Annotated in this window: 16 protein-coding genes and 3 pseudogenes; 10 read left to right on the top strand and 9 right to left on the bottom strand. The window is 72.3% G+C overall.

Annotation, left to right across the window (positions count from 1 at the left end; all coding sequences use genetic code 11):
* Positions 1-29: 29 nt before the first annotated feature.
* A pseudogene (locus tag OO54_RS44940) lies at positions 30-302 on the bottom strand (peptide MFS transporter); the annotation flags it as partial.
* 198 nt (positions 303-500) lie between these two features.
* Between OO54_RS44940 and OO54_RS07440 the strand changes: the two are divergent.
* The gene (locus tag OO54_RS07440) at positions 501-1,511 is read left to right on the top strand and encodes a polyprenyl synthetase family protein (protein WP_033202041.1); all 1,011 of its coding nucleotides are present in this window, start codon (positions 501-503) and stop codon (positions 1,509-1,511) included.
* Positions 1,512-1,665: 154 nt separating this feature from the next.
* Positions 1,666-2,838: pseudogene (locus OO54_RS43345) on the top strand (LolA family protein); the annotation flags it as partial.
* Here the strand turns inward: OO54_RS43345 and OO54_RS07435 are convergent.
* Positions 2,839-3,939 (bottom strand): annotated as a pseudogene (locus tag OO54_RS07435) (M28 family metallopeptidase); the annotation flags it as partial. It lies immediately after the preceding pseudogene.
* Positions 3,940-4,164: 225 nt separating this feature from the next.
* Between OO54_RS07435 and OO54_RS07430 the strand changes: the two are divergent.
* On the top strand, positions 4,165-5,271 hold the full coding sequence (locus OO54_RS07430) for a hypothetical protein (protein ID WP_033202040.1): 1,107 nt from the start codon (positions 4,165-4,167) through the stop codon (positions 5,269-5,271).
* A 121-nt stretch (positions 5,272-5,392) separates the two neighbouring features.
* On the opposite strand, the gene OO54_RS07425 is transcribed toward OO54_RS07430, so the two are convergent.
* Positions 5,393-5,851, bottom strand: coding sequence for a VOC family protein (locus OO54_RS07425; RefSeq protein WP_033202039.1), 459 nt, complete (start codon positions 5,849-5,851; stop codon positions 5,393-5,395).
* A gap of 229 nt (positions 5,852-6,080) precedes the next feature.
* Between OO54_RS07425 and OO54_RS07420 the strand changes: the two genes are divergently transcribed.
* Positions 6,081-6,734, top strand: coding sequence for an NADPH-dependent F420 reductase (locus OO54_RS07420; RefSeq protein WP_033202038.1), 654 nt, complete (start codon positions 6,081-6,083; stop codon positions 6,732-6,734).
* Here the strand turns inward: OO54_RS07420 and OO54_RS07415 are convergent.
* Complete coding sequence (locus OO54_RS07415; protein ID WP_033202037.1) at positions 6,677-7,324, bottom strand: DUF4291 domain-containing protein; 648 nt, start codon at positions 7,322-7,324, stop codon at positions 6,677-6,679. The two genes, OO54_RS07420 and OO54_RS07415, sit on opposite strands and share 58 nt — an antisense overlap.
* A gap of 154 nt (positions 7,325-7,478) precedes the next feature.
* Between OO54_RS07415 and OO54_RS07410 the strand changes: the two genes are divergently transcribed.
* Positions 7,479-7,796, top strand: a complete 318-nt coding sequence (locus tag OO54_RS07410) for a DUF6401 family natural product biosynthesis protein (protein WP_033202036.1) — start codon at positions 7,479-7,481, stop codon at positions 7,794-7,796.
* Between the two features lie 93 nt (positions 7,797-7,889).
* Here the strand turns inward: OO54_RS07410 and rarD are convergent, their stop codons facing one another.
* Together rarD and OO54_RS07400 are read right to left on the bottom strand one after the other, a co-directional pair.
* Positions 7,890-8,843, bottom strand: a complete 954-nt coding sequence (rarD, locus tag OO54_RS07405) for an EamA family transporter RarD (RefSeq protein ID WP_418953282.1) — start codon at positions 8,841-8,843, stop codon at positions 7,890-7,892.
* Between the two features lie 155 nt (positions 8,844-8,998).
* The gene (locus OO54_RS07400) at positions 8,999-9,865 is read right to left on the bottom strand and encodes an NmrA family NAD(P)-binding protein (protein ID WP_033202034.1); all 867 of its coding nucleotides are present in this window, start codon (positions 9,863-9,865) and stop codon (positions 8,999-9,001) included.
* Between the two features lie 100 nt (positions 9,866-9,965).
* Between OO54_RS07400 and OO54_RS07395 the strand changes: the two genes are divergently transcribed.
* The 4 genes from OO54_RS07395 (at position 9,966) to OO54_RS07380 (ending at position 15,750) form a co-directional block, all read left to right on the top strand.
* The gene (locus OO54_RS07395) at positions 9,966-10,382 is read left to right on the top strand and encodes a winged helix-turn-helix transcriptional regulator (protein WP_200146756.1); all 417 of its coding nucleotides are present in this window, start codon (positions 9,966-9,968) and stop codon (positions 10,380-10,382) included.
* Between the two features lie 65 nt (positions 10,383-10,447).
* Entirely contained in the window at positions 10,448-11,314 is an 867-nt protein-coding gene (locus tag OO54_RS07390) for a hypothetical protein (protein ID WP_234439522.1), read from the top strand.
* Positions 11,311-13,566, top strand: a complete 2,256-nt coding sequence (locus tag OO54_RS07385; RefSeq protein ID WP_051786763.1) for a bifunctional serine/threonine-protein kinase/ABC transporter substrate-binding protein — start codon at positions 11,311-11,313, stop codon at positions 13,564-13,566. Before OO54_RS07390 ends, OO54_RS07385 begins: the two co-directional genes overlap by 4 nt.
* Before the next feature lie 3 nt (positions 13,567-13,569).
* The gene (locus tag OO54_RS07380) at positions 13,570-15,750 is read left to right on the top strand and encodes a bifunctional serine/threonine-protein kinase/ABC transporter substrate-binding protein (RefSeq protein WP_033202032.1); all 2,181 of its coding nucleotides are present in this window, start codon (positions 13,570-13,572) and stop codon (positions 15,748-15,750) included.
* A 50-nt stretch (positions 15,751-15,800) separates the two neighbouring features.
* Here OO54_RS07380 and OO54_RS07375 read toward each other — a convergent pair whose 3' ends face one another.
* The 3 genes from OO54_RS07375 to OO54_RS07365 form a co-directional block, all read right to left on the bottom strand.
* A complete protein-coding gene (locus OO54_RS07375; RefSeq protein WP_033202031.1) occupies positions 15,801-16,862 on the bottom strand; it encodes a 2-oxoacid:ferredoxin oxidoreductase subunit beta in 1,062 nt (353 codons plus the stop codon).
* Positions 16,855-18,792 carry a 2-oxoacid:acceptor oxidoreductase subunit alpha gene (locus tag OO54_RS07370; protein WP_026058265.1) on the bottom strand — a complete coding sequence of 646 codons (1,938 nt, stop codon included), beginning with the start codon at positions 18,790-18,792 and terminating at the stop codon, positions 16,855-16,857. Before OO54_RS07370 ends, OO54_RS07375 begins: the two co-directional genes overlap by 8 nt.
* Before the next feature lie 269 nt (positions 18,793-19,061).
* Positions 19,062-19,721, bottom strand: a complete 660-nt coding sequence (locus OO54_RS07365; protein ID WP_026058266.1) for a response regulator transcription factor — start codon at positions 19,719-19,721, stop codon at positions 19,062-19,064.
* 218 nt (positions 19,722-19,939) lie between these two features.
* Between OO54_RS07365 and OO54_RS41410 the strand changes: the two genes are divergently transcribed.
* A complete protein-coding gene (locus OO54_RS41410) occupies positions 19,940-21,217 on the top strand; it encodes a pentapeptide repeat-containing protein (protein WP_157856436.1) in 1,278 nt (425 codons plus the stop codon).
* Positions 21,218-21,230: the final 13 nt, after the last annotated feature.

Here is a 21,230-nt window from a genome sequence, read left to right as displayed (position 1 = left end):
CGGCGCAGCCAGGGCGCCAGGGCGATCACGGCGAGGCCGACGGCGACGGCCACGGTGCCGTAGACGGCGGAGCAGGCGGGTGCGGAGACCGGAGCGGCGGTGCCCGGGGCCATGCCGCCGCCGTCGGCGGCGGCGGCGAGGTACAGGACGAGGATCGCCTGCATGCCGAGGAACGAGAACCGCTCCCGGACCTCCAGGCCCGAGAGGCTCAGCAGACCCCGTGGCTGCCCGAGGAAGGCGCGGTCGTCCTCGGGGGGAGGCCGCTCACCGTTCGTGTCGGTATCGATCGCTGTTCGGGACAAAACGCCTACTCCTGGTCGTATCAGCTGATCACGAACATACCGGGGGTGACGGGAAGGCGCCCACGGTGATCGAAAGGTGACCGGATACGCTGGCTTGAGTGATTCCAGAGACACATCGACAATCCATGTGATCGTCAACAGTCCGTGTGAACAATCCGTGTGATCGTCAGCAGGCGTCAGCAGACAGGAGACCCCCTCGTGACCGTCGTCGGGCCGTTCGGTCTTAGCGTGCGGGACCAGGCTCTTGAGGCCGATGTCCAGACCGGTTTGGCGGCTGTGGAGGCGGGCCTCCTGGACGCCACCAAGAGCGATGTCCCCTTCATCACCGAGGCCGCGCAGCACCTCGTGCTCGCCGGCGGCAAGCGGTTCCGCCCGCTGCTCGTGATGCTCGCCGCCCAGTTCGGCGACCCCTACGCGCCGGGCGTCGTGCCCTCCGCCGTGGTCGTCGAGCTCACCCACCTGGCCACGCTCTACCACGACGACGTCATGGACGAGGCCGACGTCCGGCGCGGTGTCGACAGCGCCAACACCCGCTGGGGCAACTCGATCGCCGTCCTCACGGGTGACTTCCTCTTCGCCCGCGCCTCGCACACGCTCGCGGACCTCGGCCCCGAGGCCGTACGGATCCAGTCCGAGGCGTTCGAACGCCTCGTGACCGGACAGATCCTGGAGACGGCCGGCCCGACGGACGGCCGCGACCCCGTCGACCACTACCTCGACGTCCTCGGCGGCAAGACCGGCTCCCTCGTCGCCGTCTCCTGCCGCTTCGGCGCCATGATGTCCGGCGCCGACGACAGCGTCGTCGACACCCTCACCCAGTACGGCGAGCGGCTCGGCGTCGCCTTCCAGCTCGCCGACGACGTCCTCGACATCGCCTCCGACTCCCACGAGTCCGGCAAGACCCCCGGCACCGACCTCCGCGAGGGCATCCCCACCCTGCCCGTCCTGCACCTGCGGGCCGCGGCCGCCGCCCACGGACGCCCCGAGGACGTCGAGCTCGTCGCGCTCGTCGACGGCGACCTCACCGACGACGACCGGCACGCCGAGGTACTCCGCCGGCTGCGCGCCCACCCCGCCCTGGAGCAGGCCCGCCGCGACACCGTGAGGTACGCCGAGGAGGCCCGCGCCATGCTCGCGCCGCTCCCCGACGGCTACGCCAAGGCGGCCCTCGCCGAGATGTGCGACGCCGTGGTCCACCGCGCGGGATAGCCCGCAAGGTCCACCGCGCGGGGTAGCCCGTCTCAGGGTCGGGTCATCCCGAAGCAGTACGCCAGGTTGATCCCGGGGTCTGACGATTCCGGGCTCCAGGTTTGGTCAGATGGAGGCATCGACCACACCAGGGCGCACGGAGGTAGCGGAGACCATGGCAGCGAACGAAGCCCGTAGCGAGACCCGTCGCAAGGCGAGCCGGTACGTCGTCCCGGTCGCGGTGGCCGGAGTGGCCGCGGCGACCATCGGCCTCGTCCCGGCGCTCGCGGCGTCCGGTGACCCGGACCTGCCCGAGATCACGGCCCAGCAGCTCATCGAGAAGATCGCGGCCTCGGACACCCAGACCCTGTCCGGCACGTTCAAGGTCTCCACCGACCTCGGCCTGCCGTCCCTCGGCGGCCTGGCCGGCCTCGGCGGCGGCTCGGGCTCCGGGTCCGCCGACCCCGCGGAGAAGCTCACCGAGCTCGTCTCCGGCACCCACACGCTGCGCGTCGCGGCGGACGGCCCCGACCGCCAGCGGCTCACCCTGCTCGACGGCTCCGACGAGTACAGCCTGATCCACAACGGCGACGACGTCTGGGCCTACGACAGCAAGTCGAACGAGGTCTTCCACGAGAAGGGCGAGTCCGGCGCCCCCGAGGCCGGCAAGGAGCTCCCGGGCACGCCCAAGGAGCTCGCGGACGAGGTCCTGAAGGCCGCCGGCGACACCACCTCCATCACCGTCGGCGGGACGGCGAAGGTGGCCGGCCGGGACGCGTACCAGCTGGTGATCAAGCCGAAGCAGGCCGGTTCGACGGTCGAGTCGGTGAAGATCGCGGTGGACGCGGCGAACGGCACCCCGCTGAAGTTCACCCTCTCCTCGGTCCAGGGCGGCAAGCCGGTCGTCGACGCGGGCTTCACGAAGGTCGACTTCGCCAAGCCGGCCGCCTCGGAGTTCACCTTCGAGGCGCCGAAGGGCGCCAAGGTGACCGAGGGCGCGGCGGAGGAGGGCGCGGACGCCGACCGCCCGGGTGAACTGCCGGAGGGTCTCAAGGGCTTGGAGGGCGCCTTCCCCGGCCTCGACGGCAAGGACGGCGGGGTGAACGTCATCGGCGAGGGCTGGACGACGATCGCGAAGCTCGACACGGGCGCGCCCGCGCCCGGGACCGACGAAGCGCCGAAGGAGATCCAGGGCTTCCTGGACTCCCTCGGCGACGAGGTCACCGGAAAGTTCGGCTCCGGCACCGTCTTCAAGACGAAGCTGGTGAACGCGCTCCTCACCGACGACGGCAAGGTCTACGTCGGCGCGGTCACCAAGGACGCGCTGGTGGACGCGGCCAACGCCGGCACCGCGGTAGGTGTGGACGATGTCCACGCCGACGGCGAGGTTGCTCGGGGCGTTGCCGGTGCGGCCGGTGACGTTGACCGTCGAGGTGACCGCGGCGCCGTTGTCCGGGATGGAGACGTCCGCGGAGTTCTCGAAGACCGTGCCGGTCGGCGGCGTGGTGGTCCCGGACAGCGTCCAGATCGCGTGCGCGACGGCGTCGCTGTTGCGGTCGAGGGCGGTGTCGTTGATGTTCGCCGTGGTGTCGCAGGACGAGTGGTAGCAGCGGTCGAAGGCCTGACCGGAGGTGCCGCCCCACTTCTGGGCCTGCGCGGCCGTCTTGATGTAGTCGGCGCCGGTGAAGAGGCCGCCGACCGGGATGCCCACGTTCTTGAACGGGGCGTGGTCGGAGCGGCCGTCGCCCTCGGTCTCGATCTCCGTGGAGACGCCGAGCCCGGCGAAGTAGTCCTTGAAGGTCTGCTCGATCGTCGGGTCGTCGTCGTAGACGAAGTAGCCCGGGTTGGGCGAGCCGATCATGTCGAAGTTCAGGTAGCCCTTGATCTTCGAACGCTCGGTGCTCGGCAGGTTGTTGACGTAGTACTTCGAGCCGATGAGACCGAGCTCCTCCGCGCCCCACCAGCCGAACCGCAGGTGCTTGGTGGGCTGGTAGCCGGCGCGGGACACGGCGAGGGCCGTCTCCAGGACGGCGGCGGAGCCGGAACCGTTGTCGTTGATCCCGGGCCCCGAGGAGACCGAGTCGAGGTGCGAACCGGCCATCAGGACCTGGTTCGGGTCACCGCCCGGCCAGTCGGCTATCAGGTTGTAGCCGGTGGCGCCGCTGGAGGTGAAGGTCTGCAGGGTCGTGGTGTAGCCGGCGGCGTCCAGCTTGGCCTTCACGAAGTCGATCGACGCCTTGTAGCCGGTACGGCCGTGGGCGCGGTTGCCACCGTTGGCGGTGGCGATCGACTGGAGGTCCGCCAAGTGCTGCTTGACGTTGGCCAGCGGGATGTCGGGCGCGGCGGCGGCCGCCTGCGACCCGGCGGAGGCGGTCCCGGTGAGGCCGCCGAGCGCGAGCGCCGCGAGGGCGGCGACCGCGGTGACGCGTCTGGGCACGGAGATGTTCATCTGTGGGGGCTCCGGATTCCGAACGGGGATGGGACGGAACGTGCGAGACGCCTCGGGCTTGGGTGCCACGAGGCGCTGGAGCTGTGCGAGTGCGTGTGCGGTGTTCAGTTGTTCTGCTGTGCGTGCTGAATGTTCAGTGAGAGTTTGACTCCGCGTCAAGAGCGGAAACCGGTCAGCCTCGTTCGCTCAGCGGACAGGGCATGATCATGACCTACGCTGCTGCCCGTGGACGGAATAGACCTCGGAAACGGAATCGTCGGCGCCATCCTCGGAGTCGTCTTCGCGACCCTCTTCCAGCAGTGGACGCAGGACCTGTGGTTCAAGGCCCGCCGCCGCTCCGCCGGCGTCGTGCGCAGCCTCACCTACCGGCAGGAACAGGGGCGCGCCTGGGCCACCTTCTCCCTCGGTCCGCTGCACACCCCCGCCCTCATCGTCGAGGGCGACGGCGACCGGGCCATCGCCGCCGAATCCGTCCACGTCCAAGTGCTCGACGGCGAAGTCGAACTGCCCGAGGAGATGGCGGGCTGGCGCACCGAGATCGAGGACGAGGAGAACCGGGCCGCCGAAGCCGGCGAGCGCCGGCCCGTCTGGAACGGCCCCCGGTACGCCGTCGAGTCCCTGGAGGTCAGCCGTACCGCCCTCGACGAGCAGTCCGAGGTCCACCTGCGGCTGAAGCCCACCGACTACTACACCTTCCTCGCCGCCCAGCAGCTCGACCGGCGCTTCCCGGACGGCACCACCCCGCGCGGCCGCTACCTCGACCCGGACGCGCCGCTCACCGCGCCCGGTTTCCTCCAGTGCAGCTTCGCCGCCAACGTCGCCGTCGTCACCGCCGACCACCTGCTGGTCGTGAGCCGCCGCAGCGAGCGCGTCCGCATGGCACCCGGCCTCTGGAACTCCTCCGTCAACGAGGGGCTCTCGCGCCACATCGACTCCGCCGGACGCAACGCCCCCGACCTGCACGCCGTCGCCCGCAGGGGCATGCGCGAGGAACTGTCGATCGAGCCGCACGAGTACTCGCTCGTGCTGCTCGCCTTCGTCCTCGACGTCGGCAAGCGTCACTGGAGCGCCCACTTCTACGCGCGCCTGAACGACCTGACGGGCGACCAGCTCCAGGCGCGGATGAGCAGGGGCGTCGCCGACCGGTGGGAGCACGACACGATCGAGTACGTCCCCTTCCGCACCACCGACGTCACGCGCCACCTCCTGTCCCCGGAACGCCGCCACCGCTGGGCCCCGCTGGCCCCGTCCCTCTTCCACCTGGCCCTGGTCCACGTGCACGGCAGGGCGTCGGTCGAACGGGCGGAGGCCCAGGTCGTACGGCGGGCCTGAAGCCCGTCGGCCGGGCCCGTCACGCGGCGGCTCGGGGGCTCGGTGGCTTGGTGGCTCGGGGGCTCGGTGGCTCGGCGCGTCGGCGGCTCGGCGGCTCGGCGGTTCAGGCCATCGGCCCTGCTCAGTGCACGCAGAACTCGTTGCCCTCGGGGTCGGCCATGACGACCCAGGAGCCGGAGGGCTCGTCGACGCGGCGGAGGACCTTCGCGCCGAGGGCCCCGAGCCGGTCGACCTCGGCGTCGCGGGTGCCGGGGGCCGGGTGGAGGTCGAGGTGGAGACGGTTCTTGGTGGTCTTCGGCTCCGGGACCCGCTGGATCAGCAGGCGCCGGCCCAGGCCCCCGCCCGTCACCGGGTCGTGAGGATCCTCCGGATGGCGGACGGCGGCGAGGTCGCGCCAGCCGAGCCGGGTGCGGTCCGTGCCCTCGTGCAGGGTGATCGTCGCCTCGGCCGGGGCGGCCCCGAGGTCGAGGAGGCGCCGGATGTGGGCGTCGTGGTCCTCCTCCAGGTAGCCGAGGGCGGCCGCCCAGAAGGAGGCCTGCGCGTGCGGGTCGGCGGCGTCGAGTACGAGCTTCCAGTGCATCGCTGTCACATGACCGGTTATAACCGACACCGTGCCAGGCAGAGGGGCAACCGGGCCCCGTACACCGCGAACTGGCGCCGGGCCAGGAGCCCGGCGCCCGCGCCCCTCCGGGGACGGAGCGGACGGCGCACGCGCCCGCCAGGACGTAGGGTCGGGCTCCGGGAGCCGCCGGTGCACACGCCCGGCTCCCGGAGCCGCCGGTGCACACGCCCCTAAGGAGCGCACGTACATGCAGATCGCCGTACTGGGAACGGGCGAGGTCGGTCGTCGCCTCGCCACCAAGCTCGTCTCGCTCGGCCACGAGGTCACGATGGGCTCCCGCACCGCGGACAACGCCGAGGCGGTGAAGTGGGCGGAGGAGCACGGCGGCGGGCACGGCACGTTCGCCGACGCGGCCGCGGCGGGCGAGCTGGTGGTGAACGCGACCGGCGGGCTCGTCTCGCTCGCCGTCCTCCAGGCCGTGGGCGCCGACAACCTGCGGGGCAAGGTCCTCGTCGACGTCTCCAACGCGCTCGACTTCTCCGAGGGCTTCCCGCCCAAGGTCGTCTCGCCCGACGGCCGCAGCATCGCCGAGCAGCTCCAGAAGGCGTTCCCGGAGGCTCGCGTCGTCAAGACGCTCAACACCATGACCAACACGGTGATGGTCGAGCCCGGCCGGGTCCCCGGCGCCCACAACGTCTTCGTCGGCGGCGACGACGAGGCGGCGAAGACCGTCGTCGCCGGCCTGCTCGGCTCCTTCGGCTGGCCGGCCGACCGGATCATCGACCTCGGCGACCTGTCGAGCGCCCGCGCCACCGAACAGCTCCTGCCGCTCTGGCTGCGGCTCTACGGCGTGCTCGGCACCGGAGACTTCAACTTCACGGTCTCCGTCGCCGGTTCCTGAACGACCAGGTGGTCCAGGAGGCCGTCGGGCACCGGATACGGCTCCTCGCGGGGGAGCAGCCGGCCCGCGGCCTCCGTGTCGCCGGCCCGGACGAGGGCGTGGACCTCGTGCGCGAGCGCGGTCACGTCGGTGACCGCGACCGTCCACTCGTCCGCGTACGCGCGGGAGGCCTCGCCCGAGAGCCCGAGCTGGAGCGACCGGTACGGCAGCGGCCGCAGGCGCACGTCACGCTCCGGGTCCCACTGGACGCGCGCCGGCGCCTCGTGCAGCCGGCGCTTCCAGGACTCCTGGTCGGCGTGGAAGCCGCGGACGTAGTGCGACAGGCAGGCGTTCCGCAGCGCCCATGCGAAGCCCTCGCGCGTGATCTCGACGGCGAGGACCGTCTCCTGGCCCTCCTTCGTCCCCCAGCCGGAGCGGTACATCATCCACAGGAACGAGGGCTTGATCCACGTCATCCGGTCCCGCTTCCAGGCGGCCGGAAAGCGCCCGTCCCGGGCCGCCGGCAGCCCGATCGCGGGCGGGTAGGCCTGGTAGACGGTGACGGTGTCCGGGGTGTGGAGCGCCCGGATCCGGTACTTCGGTTCTTCCATGCACCCCAGGGTGCGGGGCGGGCGACGGCCTGGGCCACCGGATTTCCGGGCCTGACACCGGCCGCGCCCGGCTCTCGTATCGGCCTCGGAGGTGCCCGCCGGCTGCGACCAACGTCACGGCCGGGGCGCCTCCGCGCACACCTAATGTGGAGGGATGAACGATTCGCCCGGCTGTCCGCTGATCGGCGTCGCCGCCGCGTACATGCCCCGGCTCTCGGAGACGACCTCCGACCCGGGGCTCGCGGCCGCCGTCGACCAGCACGCCGCAGCCGTGCGGGAGGCGCTGGTCCCGGCCCAGCGGGGCCGCCGGAACCGGTCCCTGCGGCGCGAGGAGCTCGGCGACTACGTCCTGGGGTTCACCGACTGGCTCGCCGAGGCACGGTGGACCGAGCCCGTCGGCCACGACTTCGCGACCCTGCGCCTCTTGGCCGTCTGCTGGCTGATCCGCGAGCACGACCTGCTGGCCGCCTGAGCCTCGGGCCCACCGGGGCCGGGCTCCGGTCGGGCGGGGCGACTCCCGGACCGCCGGTACGAGCGGCCGGTCCGGCGGGCCCGCCGCCCGGGATCAGCTCCCGGCCCGGGCCGGCGGGACGGGGGCCGGCGCGCCGGCCCCGCTCGCGGCGGCCTCGCTCGCGGCGGCCTCGATCGCCTCGGCCGCCGCCGTGGCCTTCGCCGCCTCGACCTCGATCCGGCTGCGCCGGGCCGTGCGCAGGGCGTCCCAGGTGAGGATGGTCAGGGCCAGCCAGACCAGGGAGAAGCCCGCCCAGCGCTCCGCCGGCATCGCCTCGTGGAAGTAGACGACCCCGAGGAGGAACTGGAAGGTCGGCGCCAGGTACTGGAGGAGGCCGAGCGTCGACAGCGGTACGCGGATGGCCGCCGCACCGAAGCAGATCAGCGGCAGCGCCGTGACGACGCCGGTGGCGACGAGCAGCGCGGTGTGGCCCCCGCCGTGGGCACCGAAGGCCAGGTCGCCCCGCGTACCGAGCCAGATCAGGTAGCCGAGCGCGGGCAGGAACTGCACGGCGGTCTCGGCGGCGAGCGACTCCAGACCGCCGATGTTGACCTTCTTCTTCACCAGGCCGTAGACGGCGAAGGAGAAGGCCAGGGTGAGCGAGATCCACGGCGGACGCCCGTACCCGATCGCGAGGACGAGCACGGCCGAGAAGCCGACGCCGACGGCCGCCCACTGCGCGGGGCGCAGCCGTTCCTTCAGGACGAGGACGCCGAGGGCGATGGTGACGAGCGGGTTGATGAAGTAGCCGAGGGAGGCCTCGACGACGTGGCCCGTGTTGACGGACCAGATGTAGAGGCCCCAGTTCACCGTGATGACGGTGGCGGCCAGGGTGATCATGCCGAGCTTGCGCGGGCTGCTCATGAGCTCCCGGACCCAGCCCCAGCGGCGCAGCGCGAGCAGCGCGAGCCCGACGAAGGCCAGCGACCACACCATCCGGTGGGCGAGGATCTCGATCGCCCCGGCGGGCTTCAGGAGCGGCCAGAAGAGCGGGACCAGGCCCCACATCCCGTAGGCGCCGATCCCGTAGAGCAAGCCTGCTCGTCCTTCGTCATCCGTCTTCACCGGACCTCCTGCCCTGCCCCGCGCCGTGCTGTCCTGTCGAAGGTAGCGCCGCGCGGGGCGGGTTGTCATGCCCGTACCGCGATACGGTCATGACCGCGTTACGCGGAGGCCAGCGCCTCCTTGATCGTCACGGCGATCGGGGTCGTCGGCCGGCCGATCAGCCGCGCCAGGTCGCCGGTCTGCCGGGCGAGCGCCCCGTGCTCGACGGCCCGGTCGACGTCCACCAGGATCTCGGCGAAGACCCGCGGCACACCGGCGCCGGTGAGGATCTCCAGGTGGGTCTCGGCGGGGACGTTGCTGTACGCGACCTCCCGGCCGGACTGCGCCGCGACCTCGGCCGCGTACTCGGCCAGCGACCAGGCGGTGTCGCCGCTCAGCTCGTACGCCCTGCCCAGGTGCTCCTCGGCCGGACCGGTCAGCACGGCGGCCGCGGCGGCGGCGTAGTCGGCGCGGGCCGCGGAGGCGATCCGGCCCTCGCCGGCGTTGGCGACGACGGCCCCGTGGGCCAGGACCGGCGCGAGGTTGGCGGTGTAGTTCTCCGTGTACCAGCCGTTGCGGAGGAAGGTGTGCGGCAGGCCGGAGGCCAGGATCAGCCGTTCGGTCTCCTTGTGCTCGGCCGCCAGGTCGAAGTCGGCCTCGTCCCCGCCGAGGACGCCGGTGTACGCGAGCTGGGCCACGTCCGCCGCCCGCGCCGCGTCGACCACCGCGGCGTGCTGCGCCACCCGCTGCCCGACCTCGCTGCCCGAGATCAGCAGCACCCGGTCGCCCGCCCGGAAGGCCTCCGCCAGCGTCTCGGGCCGGCTGTAGTCGGCGATCCGCAGCTCCACGCCCCGCTCCGCGAGGTCGGCCGCCTTCTCCTCGTTCCGGACGACGGCGGCGACGGACGCGGCGGGGACGGCGGTGAGGAGGGCGTCGATGACGAGACGGCCGAGCCGGCCGGTGGCTCCGGTGACGACGATGCTCATGGCGAGACTTCCTTTTCCCGTGGGGTGCGATGGGCGATGCACTCACCGTAGGACGGGCGCTAACCTTTCGTAAGTACCCACTTTGAAGTAAGGTACTGGTATGGGAGTAAGTGGAGTGGACGAACCGAAGAGCCTCCTCGCCGACGTCGACGGCGCCATGTGCCCCGCCCGCCTCGTCCTGGAGCACGTCACCAGCCGCTGGGGCGTCCTGATCCTCATCGCGCTGAGCGAGCGCTCGTACCGTTTCAGCGAGCTCCGCCGACGCGTCGGACGCGTCAGCGAGAAGATGCTCACCCAGACGCTCCAGACCCTGGAGCGCGACGGCTTCGTCCACCGCGCCGCCCAGCCCGTCATCCCGCCCCGCGTCGACTACAGCCTCACCACCCTCGGCGAGGAGGCCGCACGCCAGGTCCGGGAACTCGCCCAGTGGACCGATCACCGCGTCCCGGAGGTCGAGCGGGCCCGCGCCCGCTACGACGAGGCACGTCGCGAGCGTGCCACGGATCGGTCCCAATGATGTTGTAAGTGGGGCGAGTTGTCGGTGCCTCGCCGTACGATCTGCTCACTGTTCGTGGGGAAACCGTGAGTGACCGTGGGGGAACTGTGGCGTACGGGGACCGAAGACTGCTGCGCGCCTGCTGCACCGTACTGGTGGGCGGGCTGATCGCGACCGGCTGCGCCGGCGCCGGCGACGACCAGCGAAAACCCGAGGGCAAGGGGAGCACGAGCACGACACCGGTGCCCACCGGGGCGTCGACCACCGCCCCGGCTCCCACCCCGACCGCGCTCGACTTCACCCCGGACCCGAAGCGCGCGCCGAAGACCGAGGCCGAGGCCCGGCGCCTCGCCCTCGCCGTCGTCGCCGGGCCCGACGCCTGGGCCCCCGGCTACGTCAAGCGCACCCCGTACCTCAGCGACCCGGACTACTGGCCCGTCCTCGGCGCCAACTGCTCCTGGGAGACGGGCACCCGCCCGGCGAGCGTCCTCGCCAGCGTCACCGCCTACAGCGAGGTCCCCGCCACCGGCGGCAAGGGCGTCCTGCGGGTCGCCGCCACCGTCACCGTGCACCGCACCGAGTCGGACGCCGACTGGGAGATGGCCTCGACCCTCGAAGAGGCGCTGAACTGCCCCGACCAGAAACTGCGCGATGGCGAGCGCGTCACCGGGCTCATGTCGCTCGGCAATCCCTTCGGCGTCGGAGGCAACGCCACCGCCCACGACGCGCTCCGCGAGGGCGGCTCGTACCTCAACGACGCCGTGAAGGGGAAGCAGTTCTACAGCTGGTACCAGTCCAGGCTCGGCCAGATCACCGTCGCCACCGTCGTCAAGGGCGCCCCCGGCTACCAGGAGATGAGCGACGCCACGAGCATCGGCACCTCCCAGGCGCAGGTGCAGGCCCTCGTCACCATGCTCCAACGCGCCGAGGATCAGCTGGAGGTCCAGTCGTGAGCACCGCCACCCCGCAGCCCGACCCCCGGCGCCCCGAACCCGGCGCCCTCCAGCCGCTGCTGCCCTCCGACCCTTCCGCGATCGCCGGCTACCGCCTCCTCGGCCGCCTCGGCGCCGGCGGCATGGGCGTCGTCTACCTCGGCCGCACCGCCGCCGGCGAACTCGCCGCCGTCAAGGTCACCCACGCCGACCAGGCCGACCAGCCCGACTTCCGGGCCCGCTTCCGCCGCGAGGTCGAGGCCGCCCGCCGGGTCTCCAGCCCCTGGGCCGTCCCCGTCACCGGCGCCGACCCGGACGCCCCGGAACCGTGGATGGCCACCGCCTTCGTCGCCGGCCCCTCCCTCGGCGAGGCCGTCGCCGCCCACGGCCCGCTGCCCGAGCGGAGCGTCCGCCTCCTCGGCTGGTCCGTCGCCCGCGCCCTCGCCGCCGTGCACGCCGCCGGGCTCGTCCACCGGGACGTCAAACCCGGCAACGTCCTCCTCGCCGTCGACGGGCCCCGCCTCATCGACTTCGGCATCGCCCGCGCCACCGGCGAGACCGCGCTCACCGCCACCGACATGGTCGTCGGCACCCCCGGCTTCCTCGCCCCCGAGCAGGCCGAGGCCCGCACCGACGCCATCGGCCCGCCCGCCGACGTCTTCGCCCTCGGCTGCCTCCTCGCGTACGCCGCGACCGGACGCCCGCCCTTCGGCACCGGCGCCGTCGACGCCCTCATGTACCGGACCGTCCACGACGAACCCGACCTCACCGGCGTCCCCGAAGGGCTGCTCGACCTCGTCCGCGAGTGCCTCGCCAAGGACCCCGCCGCGCGCCCCACCGCCGCCGAGATCGGCGTCCGGCTCGTCGAGGACCGGCCCGGCGACGGCGCCGAATGGCTGCCCGCCCCCGTCGTCCGGACCATCGCCGAACGCTCCGCGCGGATGCTCGCCCTCCCCGAGATCGACGCCACCGAGGCGGGCACCGGCACCGCACCGGCCGCGCCCCCGAAGAGCAGACGGAACTTCCTGCTGCTCGCATCCGGCGCCGCCGTCCTGGCCGTCGGCGGCGGCGCGGCGGCCGTCTGGGCCGGGCTCGGGGACGACGACGGGACGGACGGCAAGGGCGACGGCAAGAAGCCCGTCCCGCCCCGCACCCAGTGGACCATCGGCGTCCTCGCCGACCTGTCCGGGCCCGCCAAGGAGATCGGCCTGGCCCAGGAGCGCGGCGCGCGCCTGGCCGTCGAGCAGTTCAACGCCCGCAAGGACAAGCCCTTCACGCTCGGCCTCAAGGTCGTCGACGACCGCGGCGACGCGCCCCGGGCGCTGGAGAGCGCCAAGACCCTCACCACCGACCCCGGGGTCCTCGCCGTCCTCGGCCCCACCACCGACGCCGTCGGCCAGGCCGTCCTGCCAGCCTTCGAGGAGGCCGGCATCCCGCTGATCACGGTCTCGGCCGGGTACAACCTGCTCACCCTGCGGGCGGGCAGCACACCGAACGAGACGTTCCTGCGCGCCATCCCCAACCACATCAGCGCGGGCACCCACCTCTCCTTCGCGGCCACCCTGCTGCCCGAGATCCGCCGCCCCGGGGTCCTGGAGGACCGGACCGAGGACCACTACAGCTGGCAGGTCACCGGCGGCGTCCGCTTCGGCTTCGGACAGGCCGGCATCGCCCCGCATTTCCGGGTCGTCCCCGCCCACGCCGACGCGCGCGCGTACCGCCGGGTGCTCGGCGAGATGATCGACTCCGGCATCGACGCGTACGTCCACTGCGGTGTCACCGAGACCGCCGTCCACGCCGCCCGAGCCCTCACCGAACTCGGCTTCGCCGGACCGAGGTTCACCGGCCAGGCCGTCTTCGGCCAGGACTTCGTCAAGCAGGCCGGGGCAGCCGCCGAGGGCTGGTTTGTGTGCGCGCCCGTCGCCGACCCCGCCACGCAGAAGACGGCCGCCGCCTTCACCGCCGCCCATCGCAAGCGGTTCGGGACGGCGCCCGCGTACTACGCGGGCGAGTCGTACGACGTCGTCACGATGACGATCGAGCAGCTGAAGGCCCAGGCGAAGGCCGGCGGCAAGCCCGCCCGCAAGGGCCTGTGGGCAGCGCTGCGCAAGCAGAAGTACACCGGCGCGATGGGCGGTTACCACTTCAACGAGTTCGGCGACCTGGGGATGGGCGGCACCTTCGTCTTCGCGGTGCAGAACGGCGCGTACAAGCCGATCGGCTCAGCGCCCCTGCTGCCGAACAAGCCCGAGAAGAACGACAAGAAGGCCTGACCCGTGCAGCCGCTCCGCAAGGCCGACCCGTCGACCCTCGCCGGATACCGGCTCCTCGGGCGGCTCGGCGCCGGCGGCATGGGCGTGGTCTTCCTCGCCCGTTCCGCCGGCGGGACGCTCGCCGCGCTCAAGCTCATCCGCGCCGAGCACGCCGCCGACCCCGGCTTCCGGGAACGGTTCCGCCGCGAGGCCCGCGCCGCCGAGCGCATCACCGGCCGCTGGGTCGTCCGCGTCCTCGGCGCCGACCCGGAGGCCCGTGAACCCTGGCTCGCCACCGAGTACGTGCCCGGGCCCTCGCTCGCCGAGGCCGTCGCCCTGCACGGCGCCCTCCCCGAGCCGACCGTCCGGGCCCTGGGCGCCCGGCTCGCCTCCGCCCTCGTCGACATGCACGAGGCCGGGCTCGTCCACCGCGACGTCAAGCCCGGCAACGTCCTCCTCGCCCTCGACGGGCCCCGCCTCATCGACTTCGGCATCGCCCGCTCCGCCGGAGCGACCGCCCTGACCGCCACCGACGCGATGATCGGCACCCCCGGCTTCCTCGCTCCGGAACAGGCCCGCGTCACCGGCGCGGGCGAGGTCGGCCCGGCCAGCGACGTCTTCTCGCTGGGCTGCGTCCTCGCGTACGCCCTCACGGGCGAACGGCCCTTCGGCGCGGGCGCGGTGGCCGCCGTCGTCTACCGCACCGTCCACGAGGAACCCGACCTCGACGGCGTACCCGACACCCTGATCCCGCTGGTCGGTGCCTGCCTCGCCAAGGACCCGACGGCCCGGCCCACGGCCGCCGAGGTGCAGGCGGCCCTGGGCGCGGCCGACGGCCCCGCGGGCGACTGGCTGCCGCCGGGCCTGCCCGCGCTGATCGCCCAGCGCTCCACCCGCGCCCTCGACCTGCCCGTCGCCGAGCCGACCCTCCTCACCCACCCCGAGCAGCCGACGGGCCTCTCACGGCGCCGCCTCCTCATGGCCGGCTCCGCCGCGGCCGTGGCGGGCGCCGGCGGCCTCACCGCCTGGCTGCTCACCCGCGACCCGGGCGGAACGGGGACGGGGATGGGAAACGGCACCCCCCTCGCCTCCTACACGATTGGCGTCCTCACCGACCTGAGCGGCCCCACCAGGACCTACGGCCAGGGGCAGGAGCGGGGCATCCGGCTGGCCGTCGAGGAGTTCAACGCCCTCCCCGACCGGCCCTTCGACATGCGGCTCCGGGTCGAGGACGACGGGGGGCGGCCGGAACGGGCCGAGGCGGCCGCCGTCGCACTGCTCAAGGATCCGCGGCTGGTCGGCGTGCTCGGCCCGGCGTCCACGGCGACCGCCATCGCGGCGGGAGACGCGCTCGCCGCCCGGGCCATGCCGCTGGCGAGCGTCATCGCCGACGTGCCGGCCGGCCAGATCAAGGGCCAGGAGTCCAAGATCAGCTACTTCCAGCCGCGGACCATCCAGGACATGATGACCGTACCCTTCGGCCGCCTCCTCACCGAGCGCGGGGCCGTCAGGACCGCCGTCGTGGAGGACCGCGCCGCCGGGCGGTACAGCTGGCTCGCGGTCAAGAACATGACCGACTACCCGCCGTCCGGGGAGAAGGGCGGGGTGACGACCTCGCACCCCGTCGAGGCGGACAGCGAGGACTTCGGCCCCGCCGTACGGGCGGCCCTGGCGACCGACCCGCAGGGAGTGATGTTCGCGGGGAGCTCCCCGCGCCGGGCCGCGCTGTGTGCCAGAGCCCTGCGCGACCAGGGGTACCGGGGGCTGTGCGGCAGCGTCGAGCTCGTGCTCCAGCCGGAGTTCCTCACCGTCGCCGGCCCGGCCGCCGAGGGCTGGTACTTCGGCACGGGCTTCGTGGACCCCGACGGGATCCCGGCGGCACGCCGGTTCGCCGCCGCCTTCCGGAAACGCTGGGGCGTCGCCGCCACGACGCCCGTCGACCGGTTCGCCACGGAGGCGTACGACGTCGCCAACTGGGCCATCGGTGCTGTCCGCACAGCGGTCGCGAACAACGCCGGGGAGGTCGCCGCGAGCGTCCGGAACACCCTCGTGCAGGCCCCGTACAAGGGGATCGCCAAGACGTACCTGGTCGTCACGGACAAGAGCAAGCCCATCGCCCTCGTCGGGCTCTTCCTCTGGCAGGTGAAGGGCGGAGTGCCGCGCTTCCTCGGTCAGTTCGAGGAGGCGGCCGCGAAGGCCACCTGAAAGGGGCCCGGCCGTTCGCACGGCCGGGCCCCTGACGCCGTACGGGCGCGTCAGCCGACGACCGTCCAGGTGTCGTTGCCCGCCAGGAGCTGCCCCAGGTCGCCCTTGCCGTGCCGCTCGACGGCCGTGTCGAGCTGCTCGGCCATCAGCGTGTCGTAGACCGGCCGTTCGACCGATCGGAAGACGCCGATGGGGGTCTGGTGCAGGGTGTCGGGGTCGGCGAGGCGGGAGAGGGCGAAGGCAGTCGTCGGGGTGGCGGCGTGGGCGTCGTGGACGAGGACGCGGGAGGCGTTCTCGTCGGTGACGGTGACGACCTGGAGGTCGCCGGTGACCGGGTCGCGGACGACGCCCTTACCGCCGTCGGCGCCGAAGCGGATCGGCTGCCCGTGCTCCAGCCGGATCACGGCCTCCTCGGCCTGGTCCTTGTCCTTGAGGACCTCGAAGGCGCCGTCGTTGAAGATGTTGCAGTTCTGGTAGATCTCGACGAGCGCCGTGCCGTCGTGGTCGGCTGCCTGGCGCAGCACCTCGGTGAGGTGCTTGCGGTCGGAGTCGACCGTACGGGCCACGAAGGAGGCCTCGGCGCCGAGCGCGAGGGAGACCGGGTTGAAGGGGGCGTCGAGCGAGCCCATCGGGGTCGACTTGGTGATCTTGCCGACCTCGGAGGTGGGGGAGTACTGGCCCTTGGTGAGGCCGTAGATCCGGTTGTTGAACAGCAGGATCTTGAGGTTGACGTTGCGGCGGAGCGCGTGGATGAGGTGGTTGCCGCCGATGGAGAGGGCGTCGCCGTCGCCCGTGACGACCCACACGGACAGGTCGCGGCGCGAGGTGGCGAGGCCGGTGGCGATGGCCGGCGCGCGGCCGTGGATGGAGTGCATCCCGTAGGTGTTCATGTAGTACGGGAAGCGGGAGGAGCAGCCGATGCCGGAGACGAAGACGATGTTCTCCTTCGCCAGGCCGAGCTCGGGCATGAAGCCCTGGACGGCGGCGAGGACGGCGTAGTCACCGCAGCCCGGACACCAGCGGACCTCCTGGTCGGACTTGAAGTCCTTCATGGTCTGCCGCGCCTCGGCCTTGGGCACCAGGCTGAGCAGGGTCTCCGTGGGCTCAGGCATCGATGGCCTCCTTGAGGGCGGCGGCGAGCTGCTCGGCCTTGAACGGCATGCCGTTGACCTGGGTGTGGCTGCGGGCGTCGACCAGGTACTTCGCCCGGACGAGGGTGGCGAGCTGGCCCAGGTTCATCTCGGGGACGACGACCTTCTCGTACCGCTTCAGGACCTCCCCGAGGTTCTTCGGGAAGGGGTTCAGGTGGCGCAGGTGGGCCTGGGCGATGGGCTTGCCGGCGACCCGGAGGCGGCGGACGGCCGCCGTGATCGGCCCGTACGTGGAGCCCCAGCCGAGGACCAGGGTGGCGGCGCCGTCCGGGTCGTCGACCTCGACGTCCGGGACGTCGATGCCGTCGATCTTGGCCTGCCGGGTCCGGACCATGAACTCGTGGTTGGCGGGGTCGTACGAGATGTTGCCGGTGCCGTCCTGCTTCTCGATGCCGCCGATGCGGTGTTCGAGGCCCGGGGTGCCGGGGACGGCCCACGGGCGGGCGAGGGTCTCGGGGTCGCGCTTGTACGGCCAGAAGACCTCGGTGCCGTCGTCGAGGGTGTGGTTCGGGCCGGTGGCGAACAGCGTCCGCAGGTCGGGGAGCTCCTCGACCTCCGGGACCCGCCAGGGCTCGGAGCCGTTGGCGAGGTAGCCGTCGGACAGCAGGAAGACCGGGGTGCGGTAGGTGAGCGCGATCCGGGCGGCCTCCAGGGCCGCGTCGAAGCAGTCCGCCGGGGTCCTGGGGGCCACGACCGGGACCGGGGCCTCGCCGTTGCGGCCGTACATGGCCTGGAGGAGGTCGGCCTGCTCGGTCTTGGTGGGCAGACCGGTCGACGGGCCGCCGCGCTGGATGTCGACGATCAGCAGCGGCAGCTCCAGGGAGACGGCCAGACCGATGGTCTCGGACTTGAGCGCCACGCCGGGGCCGGACGTCGTCGTCACGGCGAGGGAGCCGCCGAAGGCCGCGCCGAGCGCGGCGCCGATGCCGGCGATCTCGTCCTCGGCCTGGAAGGTGCGCACGCCGAAGTTCTTGTGCTTGGACAGCTCGTGCAGGATGTCCGATGCCGGGGTGATCGGGTACGAGCCGAGGTAGAGCGGCAGGTCGGCCTGGCGGCCGGCGGCGATCAGCCCGTAGGACAGGGCCAGGTTCCCGGAGATGTTGCGGTACGTGCCGGTGGGGAAGGCGCGGGTCGCGGGGGCGACCTCGTAGGAGACGGCGAAGTCCTCGGTCGTCTCGCCGAAGTTCCAGCCGGCCCGGAAGGCGGCCACGTTGGCCTCGGCGATCTGCGGCTTCTTCGCGAACTTCTGCCGCAGGAAGGTCTCGGTGCCCTCGGTGGGGCGGTGGTACATCCAGGACAGCAGCCCGAGCGCGAACATGTTCTTGCTCCGCTCGGCCTCCTTCCGGGACAGGCCGAACTCCTTCAGCGCCTCGATCGTCAGCGTCGTCAGCGGCACCGGATGCACGTGGTACGCGTCCAGGGAGCCGTCTTCCAGCGGCGAGGTCGCGTAGCCGACCTTGGCCATGGCGCGCTTGGCGAACTCGTCGGTGTTGACGATGATCTCGCCGCCGCGCGGCACGTCCCCGATGTTGGCCTTCAGCGCGGCGGGGTTCATCGCGACCAGCACGTTCGGGGCGTCGCCCGGCGTCAGGATGTCGTGGTCGGCGAAGTGCAGCTGGAAGGACGAGACGCCCGGCAGGGTCCCGGCGGGTGCCCGGATCTCGGCCGGGAAGTTCGGCAGCGTGGAGAGGTCGTTCCCGAAGGACGCCGTCTCCGAGGTGAACCGGTCACCCGTGAGCTGCATGCCGTCACCGGAGTCGCCCGCGAAGCGGATGATCACGCGGTCGAGACGGCGCACTTCCTTCTCGGTGCCGTGGTGCGACGTCGCCGGGGCGCTGCGCTGCTCCCCGAGCAGGGCCTCACCGGCCTCGCTACTGACCTGGCTGGTCACTGAACTGGACCTCCCTCGCGGCAAGGGGACTCTCCGCCGGAGGCGGGAGAAGGCTCGGGACGCGGCTGGTGGATCACCGGCCGTCCCGAGGCCCACCCTACGACGGCAGGGAGGGCCCTCCCGGGACTTCTCGTATGACGGACCTCTTTTTGAGATGCCCTCTTGCCCTCAATCGTCACGTTCTGTCGCCACCCGGAGTGTTCTGGAATGTCATATTCCGTCTCATCCCTTGGGTCTAGGACCAGGCTATCTGACAGAGTGTCAGATGATCAGGACTTCAGATACGTCAACACCGCAAGTACCCGGCGATGATCACCGTCACTCGGGGAAAGCCCCAGCTTCAGGAAAATATTGCTGATGTGCTTCTCCACCGCGCCGTCGCTCACCACCAGCGCCTTCGCGATCGCCGAGTTCGTCCGGCCCTCCGCCATCAGGCCCAGGACCTCCCGCTCGCGCGGCGTCAGGTTCGCCAGCACGTCCTGCTGACGGCTCCTCCCCAGCAGCTGCTGCACCACCTCCGGATCCAGGGCCGTACCGCCACCCGCGACCCGCACGACCGCGTCCACGAACTCCCGGACCTCCGCGACCCGGTCCTTCAGCAGATACCCCACACCCCTACTGGAACCGGCCAGCAGTTCGGTGGCGTACTGCTCCTCCACGTACTGCGACAACACGAGCACACCCAGTCCCGGGTACTCCTTCCGCAGCCGCACCGCCGCCCGCACCCCCTCGTCCGTGTGCGTCGGCGGCATCCGCACGTCCGCCACCACCACGTCCGGCAGCGCGCCCTCGCCCGCGAGGCCGGCGACCGTCTCCACCAGCGCGTCGCCGTCGCCCACCCCCGCGACGACCTCGTGCCCCAGATCCGTCAGCAGCCGCGTCAGCCCCTCCCGCAGCAGCACCGAATCCTCCGCGATGACCACCCGCACCCGCTCCACCACGTCCCCCATCCCCCATTCCCCATCACCGACAAGACCCCCAGCATCCCACCGCCCCACCCCGCCGCGTTGCGGCCCCGCGCCCCCGTCCCGTCGCGGGCGGCCGTTCCGCCGGGGCGGAAACGCCCACGCTCCGCCATCTACGTCGATCGGGTGCACAGGCGGTGTGGCGCCGGGCCGTCGCGGGCCCGGTCGACTCCGATGGACGGGTGACGGGACGAACGCGCGGCGAAGGACCGACTCGGAGCGCGTACCTCCGCGAGGTGCGGCGGGGGCGCCGCCGCCGCGGTACGGGCGCTCCCGAGGCAGGCGGCCGCGTCCGGTCGCAGTGGCCCGTGCTCGCGGTGGCCGTCCTGCCCGGTCTGGCGGCCTTGGTGGCGCTGCTCTTCACCTGGCGGGAGGTGCGCGTCGCCGAGCAGGGCCAGCTCACCAACCGGTTCAACGACGCGATCACCAATCTCGGCTCCCCGTCGCTGGACGTGCGCTTCGGCGGCATCTACGCGCTGGAGCGCATCATGCAGGACTCTCCACGCGACCAGCCCAGGATCGTCCTCGTCCTCTCCGCGTACGTGAGGCGTCACGCGAGCGTTCCCGCGACCGGCTTCGTGAAGGAGCCGACGGAACCGCGGCCAGGGCAGGAGGCGCTCGCCGCCCGCCGTCCGCCCACCGACGTCGAGGCCGTGGTGAACGTGCTGGCCCGTCGCTCCCCCGCTCGCGACGGGGACGCGCCGGTGGACTGGAGCGGGGCGGACCTGCGGGGGCTGTTCCTCTCCACCTGGAACGTCAAGGACATCGCGAAGGTCCCCGAGGGCGGGGCCCTCCCCGACGGGCGTGCCCCGTTCGGGTACGTGAACGTCGAAGGGGCGGATCTGCGCCGCGCCACGCTGCTGGGGGTGGATCTGAGAAGCGCCTTCGCCGCCGAGGCCAATCTGAGCGGGGCGCAACTCGTGCGATCCGACCTCCGAGACGCCGACCTCACGTTCGCGGACCTCTCCGGCGCGAACATCGTGGACACGAACCTCACCCGTGCGGATCTCAGTGGCGCGATCCTGCGGGAGGCGTCCCTGACGCGACCGGACACGGCCGTGCGCCTGAAACCGAACGACCTGTCCCGCGCCCTGCTCTGGGACGCGGACCTCACCGGGGCCGACCTCACCGGCGTGGACCTGACAGAGGCGGTCCTCGTCGACGCCGACCTGACGGGCGCGTCCCTGGTGACCGCCCGCCTGCGCGGTGCGAAATTCAGCACCTCGGACACGTCTCTCCAGGCGAGGATCACTTCCGGCACCGTCACGGAAAGCGCGAACCTCACCGACGCCGATCTGACGGGAGCCGACCTCACGGGGGCCGACCTGCGCAAGGCCAACCTGACCGGAGCGACCCTGAACGGAGCCGACCTGACCGACGCGGACCTGCGGGGGGCACGGCTCACAGGCGTGACACTCGAAGGCGCCAGGACGAAAGGGGCTCGCGGTCTGCCGACCTAGCGCCTGCGAAGGA

Source organism: Streptomyces wedmorensis (genome assembly GCF_000716445.1).
Lineage (GTDB): Bacteria > Actinomycetota > Actinomycetes > Streptomycetales > Streptomycetaceae > Streptomyces > Streptomyces wedmorensis.
This window is presented reverse-complemented; position numbering and strand designations above follow the sequence as displayed.